Origin of the sequence: Paenibacillus typhae (assembly GCF_900099765.1) — a bacterium.
GTDB lineage: Bacteria > Bacillota > Bacilli > Paenibacillales > Paenibacillaceae > Paenibacillus_AQ > Paenibacillus_AQ typhae.
The window spans coordinates 79,663-98,663 of record NZ_FNDX01000022.1; the positions used below are offsets into that span (position 1 = coordinate 79,663).

Annotated in this window: 16 protein-coding genes and 1 riboswitch; of the genes, 6 read left to right on the forward strand and 10 right to left on the reverse strand. The window is 52.7% G+C overall.

The features are described from left to right. The 4 genes from BLR64_RS17880 to BLR64_RS17895 form a co-directional block, all read right to left on the reverse strand. Window positions 1-1,839 (reverse strand): sensor histidine kinase, encoded by a 1,839-nt coding sequence (locus tag BLR64_RS17880; RefSeq protein WP_167360714.1) that lies wholly within the window; start codon window positions 1,837-1,839, stop codon window positions 1-3. A gap of 163 nt (window positions 1,840-2,002) precedes the next feature. Continuing rightward, a complete protein-coding gene (locus BLR64_RS17885) occupies window positions 2,003-3,673 on the reverse strand; it encodes an extracellular solute-binding protein (RefSeq protein WP_090716187.1) in 1,671 nt (556 codons plus the stop codon). 24 nt (window positions 3,674-3,697) lie between these two features. Further along, entirely contained in the window at window positions 3,698-4,582 is an 885-nt protein-coding gene (locus tag BLR64_RS17890) for a carbohydrate ABC transporter permease (RefSeq protein ID WP_068729482.1), read from the reverse strand. Window positions 4,583-4,597: 15 nt separating this feature from the next. Beyond that, entirely contained in the window at window positions 4,598-5,494 is an 897-nt protein-coding gene (locus BLR64_RS17895) for an ABC transporter permease (RefSeq protein WP_231576380.1), read from the reverse strand. Between the two features lie 175 nt (window positions 5,495-5,669). On the opposite strand from BLR64_RS17895, the gene BLR64_RS17900 reads away from it, so the two are divergent. After that, window positions 5,670-6,413 carry a glycoside hydrolase family 16 protein gene (locus tag BLR64_RS17900; protein WP_167360715.1) on the forward strand — a complete coding sequence of 248 codons (744 nt, stop codon included), beginning with the start codon at window positions 5,670-5,672 and terminating at the stop codon, window positions 6,411-6,413. Window positions 6,414-6,474: 61 nt separating this feature from the next. Here the strand turns inward: BLR64_RS17900 and BLR64_RS17905 are convergent, their stop codons facing one another. The 5 genes from BLR64_RS17905 to BLR64_RS17925 all read right to left on the reverse strand — a co-directional run bounded on the left by BLR64_RS17905 (window position 6,475) and on the right by BLR64_RS17925 (window position 11,241). Continuing rightward, entirely contained in the window at window positions 6,475-7,731 is a 1,257-nt protein-coding gene (locus BLR64_RS17905) for an acyltransferase family protein (protein ID WP_090716209.1), read from the reverse strand. 312 nt (window positions 7,732-8,043) lie between these two features. Continuing rightward, window positions 8,044-8,472 carry an SRPBCC family protein gene (locus tag BLR64_RS17910; protein WP_090716188.1) on the reverse strand — a complete coding sequence of 143 codons (429 nt, stop codon included), beginning with the start codon at window positions 8,470-8,472 and terminating at the stop codon, window positions 8,044-8,046. 73 nt (window positions 8,473-8,545) lie between these two features. Then, window positions 8,546-9,502 (reverse strand): sigma-70 family RNA polymerase sigma factor, encoded by a 957-nt coding sequence (locus BLR64_RS17915; RefSeq protein ID WP_090716190.1) that lies wholly within the window; start codon window positions 9,500-9,502, stop codon window positions 8,546-8,548. A 131-nt stretch (window positions 9,503-9,633) separates the two neighbouring features. Next, on the reverse strand, window positions 9,634-10,059 hold the full coding sequence (locus BLR64_RS17920; RefSeq protein ID WP_090716191.1) for a VOC family protein: 426 nt from the start codon (window positions 10,057-10,059) through the stop codon (window positions 9,634-9,636). 93 nt (window positions 10,060-10,152) lie between these two features. Then, a complete protein-coding gene (locus BLR64_RS17925) occupies window positions 10,153-11,241 on the reverse strand; it encodes a GntR family transcriptional regulator (protein ID WP_090716193.1) in 1,089 nt (362 codons plus the stop codon). A 259-nt stretch (window positions 11,242-11,500) separates the two neighbouring features. On the opposite strand from BLR64_RS17925, the gene BLR64_RS17930 reads away from it, so the two are divergent. The 5 genes from BLR64_RS17930 to BLR64_RS17950 all read left to right on the forward strand — a co-directional run bounded on the left by BLR64_RS17930 (window position 11,501) and on the right by BLR64_RS17950 (window position 18,638). Beyond that, window positions 11,501-13,114 carry a xylulokinase gene (locus tag BLR64_RS17930; RefSeq protein WP_090716195.1) on the forward strand — a complete coding sequence of 538 codons (1,614 nt, stop codon included), beginning with the start codon at window positions 11,501-11,503 and terminating at the stop codon, window positions 13,112-13,114. A 1-nt stretch (window position 13,115) separates the two neighbouring features. Next, complete coding sequence (locus BLR64_RS17935; RefSeq protein WP_090716196.1) at window positions 13,116-13,811, forward strand: L-ribulose-5-phosphate 4-epimerase; 696 nt, start codon at window positions 13,116-13,118, stop codon at window positions 13,809-13,811. A gap of 54 nt (window positions 13,812-13,865) precedes the next feature. After that, window positions 13,866-15,290 carry an L-arabinose isomerase gene (gene araA / locus BLR64_RS17940; protein WP_090716198.1) on the forward strand — a complete coding sequence of 475 codons (1,425 nt, stop codon included), beginning with the start codon at window positions 13,866-13,868 and terminating at the stop codon, window positions 15,288-15,290. A gap of 386 nt (window positions 15,291-15,676) precedes the next feature. Further along, the gene (locus tag BLR64_RS17945) at window positions 15,677-16,888 is read left to right on the forward strand and encodes an MFS transporter (protein WP_090716199.1); all 1,212 of its coding nucleotides are present in this window, start codon (window positions 15,677-15,679) and stop codon (window positions 16,886-16,888) included. Between the two features lie 145 nt (window positions 16,889-17,033). After that, window positions 17,034-17,113, forward strand: a riboswitch (glycine riboswitch). Window positions 17,114-17,252: 139 nt separating this feature from the next. Continuing rightward, window positions 17,253-18,638, forward strand: coding sequence for an amino acid permease (locus BLR64_RS17950; protein WP_090716201.1), 1,386 nt, complete (start codon window positions 17,253-17,255; stop codon window positions 18,636-18,638). Between the two features lie 73 nt (window positions 18,639-18,711). On the opposite strand, the gene BLR64_RS17955 is transcribed toward BLR64_RS17950, so the two are convergent. Beyond that, a partial coding sequence (locus BLR64_RS17955) for an IS3 family transposase (protein WP_139172018.1) occupies window positions 18,712-19,001 on the reverse strand: 290 nt, incomplete at its 5' end.

Genomic DNA, 19,001 nt, shown 5'->3' on the forward strand with positions numbered 1-19,001 from the left:
CTACCATCCTCCCAGATTGACTTGCTCCCAAGGCAAACGTATGGTGACACTGGTGTAGGCACCCTGTACACTCTCAATGGAAAGTCCGCTGCCTTTGCCGTAATGCAGCTGCAGCCGTTTATGCACATTTGCCAGGCCCAGCCCGTTGCGGCTGGCGACAATCGGCCGGTCGGACTCATCGGCCATCTCCTCCTGCAGGCGGCTGAGCGTTAGCGGATCAATGCCGGTGCCGTTGTCACGAATCTCAATCAGCAGCATGAAGCTGTTCTCCACGCTTACGTTCATTTCGATGGCTACGCTCCCTCCCGGCGGCGCCGCATGATGCACGGCGTTCTCGACAACGGGCTGCATGCACATTTTGGGAATGGGGTAGCGCAATACCTCGGGCAGAAGGTCGGCCCGAAGCTCAAAGCTTGTGCCCTCCATAAAGTTAATGAAGCGGATATAACTGTGAATGTTGGACAGCTCATCGCCGAGGCTGACAGTATCCCCGCGCCACTGCATGCTGTAGCGCAGCAGTGAGCCCAGCGATACCAGCGCTCCGGCGATTGCCGGCTGCCGCTCTACCTCCGCCCGCATCCGGATCGACTCCAGCGCGTTGTACAGGAAGTGGGAGTTGATCTGTGAATGCAGCGAATGGAGCTGTGCATTCTTGGCGATCAGCTGCTTATCAACCACCTGGGTCATCAGCCGCTGGATTTCGTCCAGCATGCTGTTATAGCTGACGGCGACATAATCAATTTCATCGCCGGGATCATTGTCGCTGAGGCCGGTATGAATTTTGGCATCCAGTTGTCCCTGACGGACCTTGCGCATGGAGGCCAGCACCATCTCCAGCCGGCGGAAAATCCGCCGCGTCATATAGGAGATCATCACCATCATCATCAGCAGGACGCATAGCGTAATGGCCACCACAAGAAAATACCAGTTCCGCGGCCCCTTCATCAGCTCCTGATGGGAGGTGATATCGACGATATAAGCGTTCAGCGGTGCGATATACCGGTACAATGCATAGTAGGTCTGATCACCGGAAGTGATCTGAACGGGCTCATCGTGCTGCAGCACATCCAGCCGGCTGTGGACGCGGGTCAGAATATCGTCCAGCTGCCCGTCTGCCACGAGAGCTGACGCATGTGCGGCATTATATACGCTGCGGGAAGGCTGGCTTCCGTCCATAACGACGGAGAAAAAGCTGCCGTCCCTCTCCTCCAGTAAATCGCTGAAAATCGCGCTATGCCGGGCCCGGATCTCCATAATGGTCGGACGTTCATTCTGCTTGCCCTGAAGCCGGACCAGTCTATAGTAAGATAAAGTGTGTTCGCCTTCCTGCAGGGAAAATAAACGGAATGCCGCCCCGTTCTCCTCGCGCAGCGTCATCCAGTAATCCTGCGGCCAGAAACGGTCATAGCGGTAAATCTCCGGCCATATCTCATGCAGGCCGGGGTTGTCGACATAGAAGCTGAGCTGGCTGACCAGATCATAGCTTTGAATGATATTATGCATCTGCTCATACTGGTTCTGCCGGAATTTTACCAGCTGCAGACCGTCAGCCTGCATGTCCGAGTGGATGAAATCCACGAAGCCTTTCTGCGTCAGTGCGGTTGAGGAAGCGTTCTCAAGCATGGTCAGCCGGCTGCGCAGCTGCCCCTCCAGACGGGACACATGACTGCTGCCCTCGGCCATGGCATCCTTGTACAGCTGGGCTTCCTGTGTACGGATGAACAGAAAGGATATAATAATGGCCGGTATGGCTATCATCAGGCTGAAGGCCAGAAAGAGCTTCTGCGAGATTCGTGAATTGCGGTAAAGCTTCTTAATGGTTGTCTGTACGGCCTTCATTCCCATACCTCCCTATATTTGTAATATACCATGTATTACAAAAATACAGGCAGGTAATCAGCAAAATGCACCTCTTCATAGGAAACTCTACAGCAGGCGCTGCAAAAGACTCTGTATAAGCAGGCAATACCGGCCGCCCCCGGGCAGCCGGCATCTCTATCAACTAGTTCGCCATTTTGGTCTTCCGCGCATCCAGCTCAGCCTGGCGGAATTCCACCACCTGCTGGAAGCCGTATTCGTCACGCCGCTCAAGGAAGCTTGCAAATACCTTGTCAAAGGCAGCCTCATCCTTGGCTGTAATCAGCTCCGGCAGCACTTCCTCCCAGTTCTGCGAAATCCGCGACCAGGCTACCGCAACCTCGGAATCGCCCAGCGGGTCAAGGCCCTTATAAATGCCGCTGTCAATATCAGCCTGGGCATTTGCAAAATCCTCCATCTGCTTGATTACCGGTGCCTTCTCCGGTCTCCACTGGTTCACAATAACCGGGTTACGCATCATCCAGTACGTATCCAGCACACCATATTGCTTCTCCAGCGTTTCGATATCACTTGCAATCAGGTTCACCATATCCGCCTTCAGCTGAGGCTTGCCGTCCACGGTCTCCCACGTTTCGCCTTCCTTGCCGAGGAACAGGTCCTGCTGCCCCTCTTCGCTGGCGAGATAGGTCAGGAAGCGGATCGCCCGTTCCGGATTTTTGGTCGATTTGCTGATCATCGTGACCATCCAGCCGTCCATGTTCCCGGGGAACAGCTTGGCGCTGTCGCCTTTGCTGTTCTGCGGACCGTCTACAGCGATGTAGTAGGAATCCGGGTTGGCGCTTGCAGCCAGCAGCGGATTGACGGCCGTCATGCCGGTCCATTCACGGATCATCATGAAATAGCGGGCATTGTTCGTTTTCTCCTCCACCTGTGTATCCGAGTCCACAAGGAAGTCCACATTGATCAGTCCGCGCTCGTAAGCGGTGCGGAAGGTTTTCAGCCAGGTAACATATTCGGGGTCGGTTACGCGGTCATACACCTTGCCGTCTTTTTCATGCGGGACAGCGAGCAGATTCTGCAGATATTCAGTCATCCCGTAAGGCACATTCCCCTGGGCAAAGAACGGGCTGATCGGCTGGCCTTTATATTCAGGATACTTATCCTTCAGCAGCTGCAATGCGCCCAGGAAGCCTTCCGGCGTGCTGAGGTCAGGACTGCCCATTTCCTCATACAGGTCCTTCCGCACCAGGAAGGTCTGATTCGCCGCCGTCATGCCGGTCTCATGCATCAGATTCGGGCTGTAGGAGTCATTGGGAACACCATAGGTGTTGCCGTTCTCCTGGCGGTACCATTTCAGCGTGCCGTCGCCGGCTACTTTGTAGAAATAAGGATCATACTGGTCGGCCAGCTCGTTCAGCGCGAAGACGTGGTCGCCTTCCCAGAGCTTTTTGACAGCGGTTTCCCAGGAGCCCATAGAGATGAGGTCGGGCAGCTGGCCGGAGGTCATCATCAGGGTAATATGCTCATTCGCCTCGCCGGAAGGCACCTCAAGCTTGACGTTGACGCCGGTTTTCTCTGTAACATATTTCGAGGTCAGACTTTCCCCCCACGTGTGGGCGTACCAGTTGGCTCCGACGAACCAGGTCAGGTCAATCGGGCTTGTGTCCAGCTTCCAGGCCGGCTCGTCGGGATTCAGCTTGGCTTCCTCCTGCGGTGCAGCAGTAGCGTCAGCCGGAGGTGCGGCTGTCGGCGCGCTTTCGTTATTGGCGGAATTGCCGCTGCAGGCGGCCAGGGACAGCGAGAGCATCGCCGTCAGCAGCAGGGTCAGACTTCTTGTAACGGATTTACGCTTCATTAGAAGATCATCCTTTCGGTTTGGTTATCCCTTGATTGCTCCGATCATAACCCCTTTGACCAGATAACGCTGAATGAAGGGGTAGAACAGCAGAATCGGCAGTGTAGCCACCATCATGGAGGCAAACTTGATCGAATTGCCGGGCAGCCTTGCCCCAAACTGGGCCATGGCCTGCTGCTGCATGAACGACATGGAGTTTTCGGCGATGATTTTGTAAAGGATCGTCTGCAGCGGCAAAATATCCTGCGAACGGATATAAATAACGCCCTGGTAATAGTCATTCCAGTGATAGACGGCCGAAAACAGTGAGATGGTAGCGATTACAGCCATACTGTTGGGCAGTACAATCCGGAATAGCACACCATAGTCCGATGCCCCGTCCACTTTGGCCGACTCCTCCAGACTATCAGGAATCGTGCGGAAGAAGCTCATAAAGATCACCATATTGAAAAAGCTGTACATGCCGGGAATGACGAACACCCAGAAGTTATCATACAGCCCCAGCTTCGTCATCAGAATAAAGGTAGGAATGAGTCCGCCTGAGAAAAGCATAGTCACCAGGGCCACCTTCATGTACACTTTGCGGCCGATCAGCGTTGTTTTGCTCAGCCCATAGGCGATAATGGCGGTGAACAGCACATGGGCCGCCGAGCCGATTATGGTGCGCAGCGTGGTGATCAGGAACCCGTTCATCATCGTTTTATCATTAAAAACAACACTGTAGCTCGCCAGCGACAGCTGCTCCGGGAACCAGTTGACGGTGCCCAGCAGCGCCTGCTCCGGCGCGTTAAGCGAGTTAATCAGCACGAACCACATCGGGTACAGCGTCAGAAAGCATACCCCCAGCATCAGCAGGGTGTTGCAGACTTCAAATACGCCGATGCTCCGTAAGCCTGTGCGTCTTTTCAACGGTCTGCCCCCTTTCTAGAAGATACTGTCCCCGGTCAGTTTTTTGGATGTCTGGTTCGCCATGAACAGCAGCCCCAGCGCCACGATGGAACGGGCAAACAGTACCGCCGTGGAGAAGGAATGCCGGCCTGACACAAGTCCCATGTTATAAATGTACAGGTCGAGGCTTTCCGCCATTTTCATGTTCATGTTGTTTTTCAGCATAAAAATCTGTTCAAAATTACTGCCCAGAATACCGCTCACCGCGAGAATGAACAGGATAGCGATTGTTGGACGGATGCTCTGTACGGTAATATGCCACATCCGCTGCCAGCGTCCTGCCCCGTCAAGCTCAGCAGCTTCATACAATCCGGGATCAATGCCCGAGATCGCCGCAATGTAGATAATGGCACTCCAGCCCGTCTCCTTCAGCGTATCGGTAAAAAAGGTAATCCACCAGAAATATTTGGCATCACTGTTAAAAAGAATTTCGCGGTCCTGCAGCCCGATCGCCATCATCAGCTGATTGATAACACCGCCTTCCCCCAGCCAGTTAAGCGCAATCCCGCCGAAGATCGTCCACGCAATAAAATGCGGCAGATACGATATGGTCTGCACCGTACGCTTGAAGCGCAGGCTTCGGATTTCATTAAGCAGCAGCGCGAACAGAATCGGAATCGGAAAGCCCAGGATCAGCTTGATGCTGCTCATCCCCAGCGTATTGCGGATCGAACGCCAGAACCGGTCATCACTCACGAAGGCCTCAAAATGCTTCAGCCCGACAAATGGTGATTCAAGCATGGGCTTCGCGATACTGTAGTCCATAAAGGCGATAACGAGCCAGAACATCGGAAGATAACAAAAAATAACCATCCAGACAATGCCCGGAATAACCATGCTTTGCAGCTGCCACTGTCTAAAAAACGCTTTCATTTGTTCCCCCCGGAATCGAAACATGTCTTTTGTCCCTCCCTTCCTTTTCATCGTAAGAAAAAAGGCGCAGGAAAAAAAGGCCACCGTTTTTGCCGCCATCCCAATTTTTTGGATTCCGATATCTATGTTCCGAAATGCAGTATGCTGTGTTTACATGAGAGGAGTGTGCCAAACGATGAGTAGGCTGGTGTGGGAGCAGGATTTTGTGAAGAACGGGGGCGATCTCAGCCTCTGGAACATCCGGACAGGCAATGATCTGCTTGATCTGAATGATAAGCCGGTCTATCCCGGCTGGGGCAATAATGAGCAGCAGTTTTATACAGGCCGTGCCGATAATCTCTACTTTAATGAGTATGGACTGAACCTTCGGGCATGCCGTGAAAAAATAGTGCAGGACGGGCGGAGCTTTGGCTACACCTCGGCCCGCCTTGATACAAGGAACCATTTCTCCTTCTGCTACGGAAAATTAGTTGTCCGTGCCAAGCTGCCGGTAGGGCAGGGCCTGTGGCCGGCAATCTGGCTGATGCCGCAGGATTACGCCTACGGCCCGTGGCCGGCGTCCGGCGAGCTGGACATTCTGGAGGCCAGGGGCCGCCTGCCAAGGGAAATCGCGGGTACGCTGCACTATGGCAAGGACCTGGACAGCAAGGTGGTCGAGGAGTTTACACACGAGCTTGCAGACGGGACCATCAACCAGTTCCGTGATTATGGCCTGGAGTGGAGCGCGGACTCCATCCGCTGGCTGGTGGACGGCCATTGCTTCGCCGAGCGCCGGCTGGAACCAGGCATGCCGTTCGACCAGCCTTTTTATCTGATTCTCAACCTGGCCTTGGGCGGCTGGTACGATAATAATGTGGCGGTCGATGAGGAAAGCCTGCCGGGGGTAATGACGGTGGCGGGGATCTGGCTGTATGAGTAAAAACAAACCCGGCTCTCTCCTTGAGAACCGGGTTTGATCATCTTGCTGTATGCTCGATACCTTATGCCGCTTCAATCGGGGGCGTATCGGTCCGCTTGCGCCGAAAGAACGGTTTGCCCTTTGACCTGTTAATGAACGGCTGCTCTATGACATGATAAGAGAACGTCGCGGCTGCATAGGAGAGGAAGACGACGGATACACTGATGCCGAGCCATCGCCACACGTCCGTGACCCCGGAATAGTGGTAATCCTTCATGCCGTACTTTTCGATTAAGGTGATGAACAGATAGTGCCAGATATACAGACCAAAGGACATTTTCGCGGTAAAACGGAAAAAACGGTTATCTAACCAGCGCCCCAATAGCACGCTGAACGGTGCGGACATCAGCACGATTCCGAACAGGATGGCATATGCCGGGAAGTAGTACGGTTGCTGCTGGAAGCTGAAATCGAATTCGCCCTGATGGCGCATTCGCCAGATCAGCAGGCCGGCAAGCGCCAAAGCGGCTGCTGCAGCTGCGTCAAACAGCCCGAGCTTGCGCAACCGCCCGATTGCGGCGCCGCGCTGCATGGTCGCGGCCGTCACTCCCGCCGCCAGAATGCCGATAGCAAAGTGGCCGAAGAATCCGACCGGATTATAATTCGGCATCCAGTATTTTGCACCGCCCATTTGACCATATTCCCAGCCCCGGCCGCTCTCGTCTGGTGTAAACCAATGATGTATGAGCGAGTTGATGACAAGCACCAATCCGATTGCAGCGAACCAGAACAAGACCGCCTTGCCGAACGAACGCCGCTGGCCGAGCCGAAACAATACAGCCATAAACAACGGCATAAGCAGGTAGCAAAATACCTCGAAGCTGATCGACCAGAAGGGCCCATTCCATTCGGACGGAAAAAACGTTGTATAGTGGAAACCCGACGTAAACGTGAAGCCCGTTATGATCCGCCGCCATAAGAACCCCATTTCGCTGCCCAGCCTCCATTCGAGCCATAGACACACCAGAAACGCAACATAAAAGCCGGGCATAATTCTTGCCGCGCGGCGTATCGTATACGTTCGGATGCTCGGGTATGCCTCATTGTCCAGGTAAGCGCTCCAGAATGGAAACGATAACAAAAATCCGCTTAATACGAAAAACAAACTTACTCCGCTGTTCCCAAGCAAGAGAACCGACTGTACTTCTTGAAGCCAAGGGCTTGGAGCGGGCATCGCCAGACGTTGTGACACATGATGCAGGATGACGGACAGGCAGGCAATGGCACGCACGCCATCCGCTCCTGTTAACCGGGTATCGCCTAACCGAATGGTTGTCATCAGCTTCATTTCCTCTTTTCCCTAATCATTTCCCAAAACGGATGGCCGCCCGCATAGTCCACGAAATGGCATCCCAACACTACCCCTAATTACAGGTGCGCTGTATTCGATTTCAGGTACTCCTATCTTTCCATATATAATTGGAAAATCCTTCAACCTTTCCGCCTGTTTGTGTCTAACATATGGAAAAAGTATTAAGGAATATATTAATGCTTCGGGAGCAATCAACCTTAACAACTTCCGGGTCTAAGGAGACCGGCTGCAAGTGGATTTCAACAAATAAAAAAGGCGCCGGGGTGGCACCTGTAGTCCTCATACCGATTGTTCGGTATATGCTTTGAAATGGTCCAAAATCGCCTGCCAGCCGGCCTGCTGCATCTCGGCAGAGTGGGTGCTTTCCAGATCGAACGTTTCGATAACCTCCGTTTCGCTGCCTTTGTCAACGAAAGTAATATCGACGCGTCTCCCATCCTCCATCGTATAACCGATCGCCTCGTGCTGCTTTACCACATCGTAAGTCCCGCCAAAATCGAAGCCCATGCTCCCGTCTTTTGCTTCCATCCTTGTGACAAATGTACCGCCGATCCGCAAATCGTTCTCCGCTTTTGGCGCATGCCAATCCTCTGAAGCCTGATTCCACTTCGTGATATGAACCGGCTCGGTCCAATACGTCCATACTTTCTCTACCGGCGCTTGAATGACAGCCTGTACGGTTACTTTTGCCTTGTTGTTCGTCTCCATGATCGAAGGACACCTCTTTCGTAATGGTTGAAATTTGCTTCTTACCTGTATAGACGAAACCGGGCTTAAAAATTCATCGGTACATCCGCTCCGGCAGGCCGAATCGGGCAAATAAAGGGGTGCTGATAAAGTTTTGGACATGGAGAATGCAGTGCTCCTTGACCTCGAGAACATGAATGCCCCAAGGGACCAGAACCCCAGGTTCCTGGCTAGGCATATACTGCGCCAAGGCGGGATAACCGCCGTTGACCGTAACCGGTATAAATTTGGATCCTTCGCAATGCGGGCGCGTAATCGAAAAAAATCGGGATAAGTCGTCCCTGCCATGAATCCACATCGCAAAAGGGGGCATCGACATGCTGCCTTCCTCATGGAACAAGGCGACCAGTGCCTGGATATCGAATTGTTCAAAGGCAACGATATACCGCGAGAGCAGCTCGCGATCCGGGTGAACCTCCATGGAGCTGAGCTCATCGGACCGGAGCTCTGCCCGGCTTATCGTCTCTCTGGCTCTCTGTAAAGCGCTGTTCACGGCCGCCGCCGAAATGCCTAATGTTTCCGCGATCTCTTTTGAGGACCATTCGAATACATCCTTCAGGATAAGCGCGGCCCGTTGACGCGGAGGCAGCATCTGCAAGAGTGCAATAAAACAAATTCGCAGCGTATCTTTACGAACGATTTGCTCCTCGGGAGTTTCCGCAAAATCAGGCGCAGGCCAAATCCATGATGAATCGGGCAGCGTCTCGCGCGGTTCAATAATCTGGGCTGCCGGGTCGGAGAAATCAACGGGAAGCATGCGGCGTTTGGCACGCCTCAGCTTGTCCAGGCACAGATTCGAAGCGATACGGTAAATCCATGTTTTCATTGAAGATTCGTGCCGGAACGAGCTCCAGTTCTCCCAGGCCCTAATATAGGTTTCCTGAACAGCATCGTCCGCGTCATCGGCGGACCCAAGCATGCGGTAGCAGAACGAGGTTAACTGCGGCTTCAGGTCTTCGAACGTCTGGACGTCAAATGCCGTAACTTTCATTTTGTCCCCCCAAACCGATATTCCGAAAGGTTGTTCTTTCATTATATGCGATTGGGGATTAGTTGAAAATTGAAGAATTTTAAATTGAAAGTAACAAAGAGCCGCCCGTTCACCGGACGACCCTAATCCAATCAATTGTACGGCAACTCTGTAAACACCTGAAAAGTGACCCCGAATTTATCTGTCACATCGCCAAACCCCGGGCTGAACGCTTCCTCTTGAAAGGGTAAATTGACCTGGCCTTCTTGCTGTAGGGCTTCAAATATCCGCCTCGATTGTTCTACGTCGGTTGTCGTAATGCAGATCGTTACCCGCTTCCCTTCCCCCGGCGACGAACCGCTGGGCGAATCGGAAAACATCAGTTCCGCTTCACCGATTTTTAATTTGGCATGCGCGACAAGGGCCTTCAGATCCTCGGTAAACGTACTGGGCATATCCGGCATCTCGCCGTAAGTCGTTACGAAAATAACCTCAGCACCGAGCGCTTGTTCATAAAACCGGATAGCTTCCTGTGTACGTCCCTCCAACGTGATATAAGGGGTAAGCTTGACTGTCATTGTTGTTCCTCCTTGGGATTCGGATCGATTTGAGTGGTTCATAAGGTTAGACGATCCGGGCGGGGAAAAATCATCGGTCATACTGTCATAGGGTCAGGACTCCAGCTCCCGCACAGTCTCCCCCGTAACCAGCACCGGCTGATAGTAGGTGCTGTTCCGCAGGTCCTTCTTACCCTGCAGTTTTCTGATCACCCATTCGGCGGCGTCGCGGCCCATCTGCTCCTGCGGATGGGTCAGGGTGGTCAGCCTGATGTTCGCGTTCTTGGCGATGTAGGAATTGTCCTGGCCGATGATCGACAGGTCCTCCGGGACGGAGATGTCCAGCTGGCGGCACACATTGACGGCTTCGAGGCCGACTTCGTCGTTGTAGCAGACGATGGCCGTCAGCATCTCTCTATTTTCGCTCAGGAATGTCTTGAGGCTGGCGGACAGCTCCTGCTTCGTTTCGGTATCGAAGGACAGCACCTGCTCGGGATGGAACCGCAGCTTCGCTTCGCCGAGCGCCTTAATGTAGCCCTTCATCCGGTATTTGCCCTGCAGGTCATCCATCTTGGCAATGATGCCGATCTGGGTATGGCCCTTGGAGATCAGCTCCCTGGTCGCCAGATAACTGGACTGCACATCATCGAGGCAAAAGAACGGCACCTCCAGCTCCTCATAATACGCATTGATCATGATGAACGGCACGTCCTGCTCCTTGAAGGACAGGTAATAGGCAATGTTGGGATTGTACAGGTTACTCTTGGTAGGCTCCACAATCAGGCCATCCACACCAAAGGACAGCATCATCTCCAGCGCCTTCTTCTCCTGGGCCACATCATTATTGGTGCTGGCCAGCAGCAGCGAATAATTATCCTCATTCAGCCGGCCCTCAATCCCGCGGATAATAGAAGGAAAAATATAATCCGAGATGTACGTGGTAATAACCCCGATCGTCCGCTTGCTGGAGCCGCCTGCCGCTTTGGAGCGGAACTGGCTGCTGACATAGGTGCCAGAGCCCTTCTCGCTGCGTAAAAAACCTTCATTGGACAGCTCCAGAATCGCCTTGCGCACCGTCTGCCGGCTAACGTTATACGTCTCCTGCAAGGCCAGCTCGGTCGGAATCTGCTCCCCTACACTGTAGGCTCCGGAAAGAATATTGCTTTTTATATCATCAAAAATCATCTGGTATTTTGTCTTCATCGGGCTCACTTCTTTCAAGGTAGTTCAGAACGGAATGTAATGATTCTATAAAAGTTGTACGTACATATTGTAACACGAATATTAGCTTATTATAGCCTACGAGCGCATATGTATAAACATAAAGTTAATTTGTATGTATATCTTACAAGTTATATTGACAAATGTACGAACAAAAAATATACTGGAGCTGTTAAAGGGAAGCGCCTTCTTTTTATTATTGGAATTATAACAGGCTGGCTTAGGGAGGAGTAACGTGGGCATGGATCAGAACATCAGGCAAGCGATACTTGAGGGAGGAACCTCACTGGGTATCGAATTTGGGTCCACACGTATCAAGGCGGTACTGATTGACCAGAAGTTTGAGACGGTTGCCTCCGGCAGCTATGAATGGGAGAACCAGCTGGTTGACGGATATTGGACGTATCATTTAAATGACATCATCAAGGGCCTGCAGACTGCCTACAGTGAATTGAAGCAGGAGGTACAGCAGAAATACGAAGTTACCCTGAGCAAGGTGGGGTCGATCGGATTCTCGGCCATGATGCACGGATATATGGCTTTTGACAGCAAGGGAGAGCTGCTGGTTCCGTTCCGGACCTGGCGTAATGCGACAACCGGAGCTGCGGCCAAGGAGCTGACTGAACAGTTTCAGTTCAACATCCCTGAGCGGTGGAGCATTGCCCATCTGTATCAGGCGATTCTTAACAAGGAAGAGCATGTGCCGGACATTGATTTTATAACGACGCTGGCCGGGTATATCCACTGGCTGCTGACCGGAACGAAAGCGATCGGCATCGGCGATGCTTCGGGGATTTTCCCGATCGATGAGGCGGCGCAGGATTACAATCCGGCGATGGTGAAGCAGTTTGACGAGCTGACAGCAGCCAAGGGCTACTCTTTGAAGCTGGGTGAGCTTTTGCCAAAGGTGTATCATGCAGGCGAGCAGGCAGGCGTGTTAACTGAAGAAGGGGCTAAGCTCCTGGACGTGTCCGGGGATCTGCAGGCGGGAATTCCGCTGTGCCCTCCTGAGGGTGATGCCGGAACAGGCATGGTTGCTACCAATAGTGTAAGAAAACGCACCGGTAACATCTCGGTAGGTACCTCCGTATTTGCGATGATCGTGCTTGAGAACGATCTGTCCGCTGTATATCCGGAGATTGATATGGTTACTACGCCGGACGGCAGTCCGGTAGGGATGGTGCATGCGAATAACTGCTCCAGTGACATCAATGCATGGGTCGGCCTGTTCCGCGAGTTTGCTGAGGCTATGGGCATCCAGGCGGATTCCGGTAAGCTGTTCAGCGTGCTGTTTGGCAAGGCGCTTGAGGCGGATGCCGACGGCGGCGGTCTGCTGAGCTACGGTTATTTTTCCGGGGAAAATATTACAGGCATCGAGAAGGGACGCCCGCTGTTCGTCCGCTCGCCTGAGAGCCGCTTCAATCTGGCTAACTTTATGCGTACGCACCTGTTTACCGCTTTTGCCGCGCTGAAGATCGGGATGGATATCCTCACCAAGAAGGAGAATGTCGCAATCGACAGCATTCTGGCGCACGGCGGCTTATTCAAAACACCTGTGGTCGGTCAAAAGATCGTGGCAGCTTCCATGAACGTACCTGTCTCCGTAATGGCAACAGCCAGCGAGGGCGGTGCCTGGGGGATGGCGATTCTGGCTGCGTTCATGCAGAACAGGGAGCAGCAGGAGCGTCTGGACGATTTTCTCGACAACAAGGTATTTAAGGACACGGAAGGACAGGTCATTCATCCGGATGCAGCTGACGTCAAGGGCTTTGAGCTCTTTATGGAGCGGTATGTGGAAGGACTGGCAATTGAGCAGGCTGCTGTAGATCATCTGGTAGAGAACGGGAGGGGTTAATGTGTTAGAACAACTGAAGGAAGAGGTATTCCAGGCCAATCTGGATCTGCCCAAGCAAGGACTTATCAAGTACACCTGGGGTAATGTGAGCGCAGTGGACCGTGAGAGCGGCCTGTTCGTCATCAAACCAAGCGGAGTCAGCTATGAAAAAATGAAAGCCAGCGATATGGTTGTTGTCGATTTTGACGGTAACGTTGTTGAGGGCGATCTTAGACCTTCTTCAGATACACCGACTCACGCTGTGCTGTATAAGCATTACAAGGAAATCGGCGGCATTGTGCATACGCATTCTATGTGGGCCACCGTCTGGGCGCAGGCAGGACTTGATGTTCCGGTTATGGGAACAACGCATGCTGACACCTTCTACGGCGCTGTACCTTGTACCCGGTTCCTCACACAAGAGGAGATTGACCGCGGGTATGAAGCAGAGACAGGACATGTGATCATCGAAACTTTTGAGCAGCGCGGTATTGATATTATGGCGGTTCCCGGCGTACTGCTGAAGGGCCATGGACCATTCACCTGGGGCAAGGATGCCCATTCCGCAGTCATGAACAGTGTGGTGCTGGAGGAAGTAGCCAAGATGAATCATTTTGCGCGTGAGCTGAATCATTTCGCCGAGGAGCTGCCGCAGCGGATTCTGGATAAGCACTATCTGCGCAAGCACGGCAAGGATGCCTACTACGGCCAGAAGTAATATTGGGTGCGGATAAGCCTATTATCACAATTTAAGAGAAGAGGATGAATATAAATGACAACAGTTAGTGACAAGCAGTTCTGGTTCGTTGTTGGATCGCAGCATCTGTACGGGGAAGAAGCACTCGGAGAAGTTAAAGCCCACGCCCAGGAAATGGTTGACGCACTGAACAACAGCGGCGTTCTGCCTTACCCGCTTGTATTGCAGGAGCTGGCAGTCAGCGCGGACAAAATCACCACCATCATGAAGGAAGTCAACTACCGTGATGAGGTTGCCGGTGTAATCACCTGGATGCACACCTTCTCCCCGGCCAAAATGTGGATCCGCGGCACCAAGCTGCTGCAGAAGCCTCTTCTCCACCTGGCTACCCAGTACAATGAGAGCATTCCTTGGGCAACCATCGACATGGATTTCATGAACCTTAACCAGGCTGCCCACGGTGACCGTGAGTATGGCTTCATCAATGCCCGCCTGAACAAACAGAACAAAGTGGTTGTAGGCTACTGGCAGCGCCCTAATGTACAGAAGCAAATTGCCGAGTGGATGGACGTAGCGGTTGCTTACAACGAGAGCTTCAACATCAAGGTTGCCCGTTTCGGCGACAACATGCGTAATGTAGGGGTTACTGAGGGCGATAAAGTAGAAGCTCAGATCCAGTTCGGCTGGACTGTTGATTACTTCGGCATCGGCGACCTTGTAGCCTATGTTAACGAAGTAACGGAAGAAGAGATCAATGCCCTGTTCGCTGAATATGCGGAGCAGTACGATTTCGATTACGGCAACTACAGCAAGGAAGCATGGGAAGCGAGCGTTAAGGTTCAGGCCAGCTACGAAATCGCCCTGAAACGCTTCCTGGATAACGGCGGATACAATGCCTTCACCTCCAACTTCGAAGACCTGCACGGCATGAAGCAGCTTCCGGGTCTGGCCGTACAACGCCTGATGGCTCAAGGCTACGGCTTCGCCGGCGAAGGCGACTGGAAGACGGCTGCCCTTGACCGCCTGCTGAAGGTAATGGCGCACAACGTGAACACCGGGTTCATGGAAGATTACACGTATGAGATGGCAGAAGGCAAGGAAGCGATTCTGCAGTCCCACATGCTTGAGGTTGATCCAAGCCTGGCAAGCAACAAGCCGAAGGTGCTTGTATCGCCGCTCGGTATCGGCGACCGTGAAGACCCGGCCCGCCTCGTATTTGACGGCAAAGCCGGCGAAGGCGTAGTTGTCTCGATGGCTGACTTCGGCACACACTACAAGCTGCTGATCAATGAAGTGGAAGCCTTTGAGCCAGAGGTTGCAGCTCCTAACCTTCCGGTAGCGCGTGTACTGTGGAAAGTTAAGCCTAACTTCCAGGACGGAGTGAAGGCCTGGATCGAGAACGGCGGCGGCCACCACACCGTGGTTTCCCTGAACCTGACAACCGACCAGATCGTTAGCTATGCTAAACTGGTAGGTCTGGAATATGTAATCATTAAATAATGTAATTGTTTTGGAGGAGCGGGTGAGCGTTGGCTTACCCGCTTTTTTAATGCAATTTTAGGTTTGACAGCTTTTGCTTCCGATGTTAAGATACGGCTAATTAATGAGAAGGAGGGTTGCGGACTATGATTTATTTCATACGTTTAAGATGAGTACCCAGAAGAGCTTGTTTCACCGGTAAGGTGGGCTTTTTTGAGATGCTTGTTTTATTACGTATGGGACATAGACCGCGAACCGCACGGTTATCCGGCAGAGCCTTATTGGGCTATGCCCTGTTCTGACACGTATTGCAAGCAGACTCAAGCCCACTGGACTTGGGTCTGTTTTTGTTACAGGAGATTTAGTGTGCGAACCAAATAACTCTATTTATTAAGGGGGCATAACTTATGCACTGGAAAAGGACGTTCGCCTTCATCTTCAGCGGCCAGATCTTCTCGATTCTGACTTCATCGATGGTGCAGTTCTCAATTATCTGGCATCTGACGGAAACGACAGGGTCAGCCTCGGTACTGATGATTGCCGGACTCGTCGGCTTTCTGCCGCAAGCAATTCTGGGGCCGTTCATCGGCGTCTGGCTGGACCGCTGGAACCGCAAGCTGACCATGATTATCTCCGACAGCATGATTGCTGTCACCAGTCTGATCCTGGGCGCTTACTATTTATGGGGCGACCCGAGCCTGTGGGTTGTCTATGTCGTGCTGTTCATCCGCTCCGTGGCTTCCTCGTTCCATGCGCCGTCGTTCCAGGCAGCCGTGCCGCTGATTGCTCCGGAGGATCAGCTGACCCGGGTGGCAGGCTGGCAGCAGATGGTCTTCTCCGCTTCCAGCATACTCGGACCCGCACTGGGTATCGCCGTATATTCGGCAACCTCGCTGGGAACGGTGCTGCTGCTTGATGTAGCGGGAGCGCTGATTGCAAATGTCATGCTGCTGATGGTGAAGATTCATCAGCCGAAGCCGGAGGTGGTGCAGGCACCCTCGTTCCGGCAGGAGTTCATTCTCGGCTGGAGGACCTTTGTTTCCTCTAAGCCGATTGTATTTATCACCATTGCCATGGCCGGCTTCAGTATCGTTTTTATGCCGCTGGCCATGCTGTTCCCGCTGATGACGCTGGAGCACTTTGGCCGGGGCGGATACAGCGCCAGTGTCATAGAGGCGGTATTCGGCATTGGCATGATCCTGGGCGGTGTGCTGCTGTCCGTACTGGGCTCCAAGTGGCGTGACTCCACCTATATGAGCGTAAGCCTTGTTATTATCGGCCTGACCTGCCTGCTGAGCGGAGTTGTCGGCAGCGGAGCCTTCGCAGCCTTTGCCGTGCTGTCATTCTTCATGGGTGCTGCTGCGCCGCTGTTCAACGGCCCCTATATGGCCATGATCCAGAAGGCTTACGAGCCGGAAACGCTGGGGCGTGTAATATCGCTCGTCTCCAGCATGGGCATGTTGTCTTCGCCCATCGGGCTGGCTCTGGCCGGGCCGGTCGCTGACCGGTACGGGGTGCAGGTGTGGTTTTTCTGGTCAGGTATTGTTGTAGCGCTGATCGGTATCGTTGTTTTTCTCAAGTTCTACGGGAAGGCCGGGGAAGAACAGGTACAGGGTTAAGCTGTGAGGATAAAATTGGCATTGAGACTTTTTTCACAGCCCGGATACTCACATGACGAGTAATATGTTAGAATATTAAAATGCATTAACGCTTCACCAACTTAATACGCTACAGGCTATGAATGCTATGGATCACACTATAGCAGGAGCAGCTTCTGGAGAGACTGCGGGCTACCGCAGCGCCGAAGGGTTCACAATCTCAGGCAAAAGGACAGAAGAGTACTGAATATTTATCTGCCTTGCGGGCTGCTGCCCGCAGGGCGGGTAGTGTTTGATATTCTTATGAGCCGGGAGATTGGATGATCATATCCAGTCTCTTTTTTTATTGGCAGCAACACGCTGTAATCATAAGGGGGAAACAGGCATGGCAGAGTTAAAGAGAGAGCTGGCCAACCGGCACGTTCAGTTAATTGCAATTGGAGGAACAATTGGAACAGGATTATTCCTGGGATCAGGGCGGGCAATCGAAAAGGCGGGGCCGTCGATCATGTTCACTTATCTGATTGTAGGGATCGCAGTATTTTTTGTCATGAGGGCACTGGGGGAGCTGCTGCTGTCCAAGGCGGGGTACCAGTCCTTTACAGATATTGCTGAGGATTATTTGGGGCCGAAGGCCGCTTTTGTCACAGGCTGGACTTACTGGTTCTGCTGGATTATGACGGCGATGGCCGATGTCATTGCGGTGGGCGTATATGTGCAATACTGGTTTGATATTCCGCAGTGGGTTCCGGCAGTGATCTGTCTGATTATTCTGCTGGGACTCAATCTGCTGACTGTCAAAAGCTTCGGCGAGCTGGAGTTCTGGTTCGCACTGATCAAGGTGATCACGATTCTTGCCCTGATCGGGCTTGGAATTGTACTGCTCGTACTGGGCTTCAAAACAGATGCAGGAGCAGTTACTGTCCGCAATCTGTGGCAGCACGGCGGGGTATTCCCGAACGGCATCACAGGCTTCCTCTTCTCCTTCCAGATGGTCGTATTTGCTTATGTCGGTGTTGAGCTCGTAGGGGTGTCGGCGGCAGAAACGGCTGATCCTGAGAAAAATATCCCGTCAGCGATCAACAAAATCCCGCTGCGGATTCTGTTCTTTTACGTAGGCGCACTATTCGTCCTGTTGTGTGTTAACCCGTGGACTCAGCTTAGTCCTGCTGAAAGCCCGTTTGTCAGAACCTTCAGCCTGGTCGGCATTCCGATTGCTGCCGGGATTATCAATTTTGTCGTGCTGACCTCAGCTGCGTCTGCCTGCAACAGCGGAATGTTCTCGACCAGCCGGATTCTTTATAATCTGAGCCGCAAGGATCAGGCCTCCGGCCAGTTCGGCAAGCTGAACAAAAATCATGTACCTGCCAACTCGCTGTTCGTGTCTACGCTGGTAATCTCGGCAGGAGCGCTGCTGAGCAAGCTGGTTCCCGAGCAGGCCTTCGGCATTGTGACGACGGTCAGCGCCATCTGCTTTATCTGGGTATGGGGCGTGGTGCTGGTGTGCCACATCAAATACAAGAAGAACCGTCCGGACCTGCAGGCGGCCTCCAAGTTCAAGGCACCGTTCACTCCGGCAGTAAACTATATCGTTCTGGCGCTGTTCGCGGCAATTCTGGTCATTATGCTGATTGCCGAGGAGACCCGTCCGGCGCTGCTGTTCACTCCGGTCTGGTTCATCCTTCTGTTCATTCTGTATTCGGTGAGAAGCAGAAAGCAGAAGAGCAGCCAGGAGATCATTATCAATACCGAGGCGGGGAATCAGATCTAGCCTTAACGCAAATAAAACCACTCCGTTAACTGAAGTGACCCCTGTCAAGTAGACAGTAAATAAAAAGCAATATTTAAGCAGCCTGAGTTCGGTATTCATAGGGACTCAGGTTGTTTAGTTTCGTTTGGAAACGTGCATGGTTGTAAAAGCGGATATATTGCTGCACAGCATGCCTCACCTGCTTAGCAGAGTGAAAGGAGTGGAGGTAGAAACACTCGGATTTAAAATGACCGAAGAAGTTCTCCATACAGGCATTGTCCCAGCAGTTACCCTTTCTGGACATGCTTGCCTTTATCTCATATCGCTCCAGTAGTTTACTGTATTGGCGGCTAGTGTATTGAAATCCTTGGTCGCTGTGCAAAA

Bases quoted from the DNA above. Each gene is read 5' to 3' on its own strand.
- BLR64_RS17885 (WP_090716187.1), bottom strand. From the start codon at position 3,673: ATGAAGCGTAAATCCGTTACAAGAAGTCTGACCCTGCTGCTGACGGCG.
- BLR64_RS17925 (WP_090716193.1), bottom strand. From the start codon at position 11,241: ATGAAGACAAAATACCAGATGATTTTTGATGATATAAAAAGCAATATT.
- BLR64_RS17905 (WP_090716209.1), bottom strand. From the start codon at position 7,731: ATGACAACCATTCGGTTAGGCGATACCCGGTTAACAGGAGCGGATGGC.
- BLR64_RS17950 (WP_090716201.1), top strand. From the start codon at position 17,253: ATGGCAGAGTTAAAGAGAGAGCTGGCCAACCGGCACGTTCAGTTAATT.
- BLR64_RS17945 (WP_090716199.1), top strand. From the start codon at position 15,677: ATGCACTGGAAAAGGACGTTCGCCTTCATCTTCAGCGGCCAGATCTTC.
- BLR64_RS17880 (WP_167360714.1), bottom strand. From the start codon at position 1,839: ATGAAGGCCGTACAGACAACCATTAAGAAGCTTTACCGCAATTCACGA.
- BLR64_RS17895 (WP_231576380.1), bottom strand. From the start codon at position 5,494: ATGAAAGCGTTTTTTAGACAGTGGCAGCTGCAAAGCATGGTTATTCCG.
- BLR64_RS17915 (WP_090716190.1), bottom strand. From the start codon at position 9,502: ATGAAAGTTACGGCATTTGACGTCCAGACGTTCGAAGACCTGAAGCCG.
- BLR64_RS17900 (WP_167360715.1), top strand. From the start codon at position 5,670: ATGAGTAGGCTGGTGTGGGAGCAGGATTTTGTGAAGAACGGGGGCGAT.
- araA (WP_090716198.1), top strand. From the start codon at position 13,866: ATGACAACAGTTAGTGACAAGCAGTTCTGGTTCGTTGTTGGATCGCAG.
- BLR64_RS17930 (WP_090716195.1), top strand. From the start codon at position 11,501: ATGGATCAGAACATCAGGCAAGCGATACTTGAGGGAGGAACCTCACTG.
- BLR64_RS17920 (WP_090716191.1), bottom strand. From the start codon at position 10,059: ATGACAGTCAAGCTTACCCCTTATATCACGTTGGAGGGACGTACACAG.
- BLR64_RS17910 (WP_090716188.1), bottom strand. From the start codon at position 8,472: ATGGAGACGAACAACAAGGCAAAAGTAACCGTACAGGCTGTCATTCAA.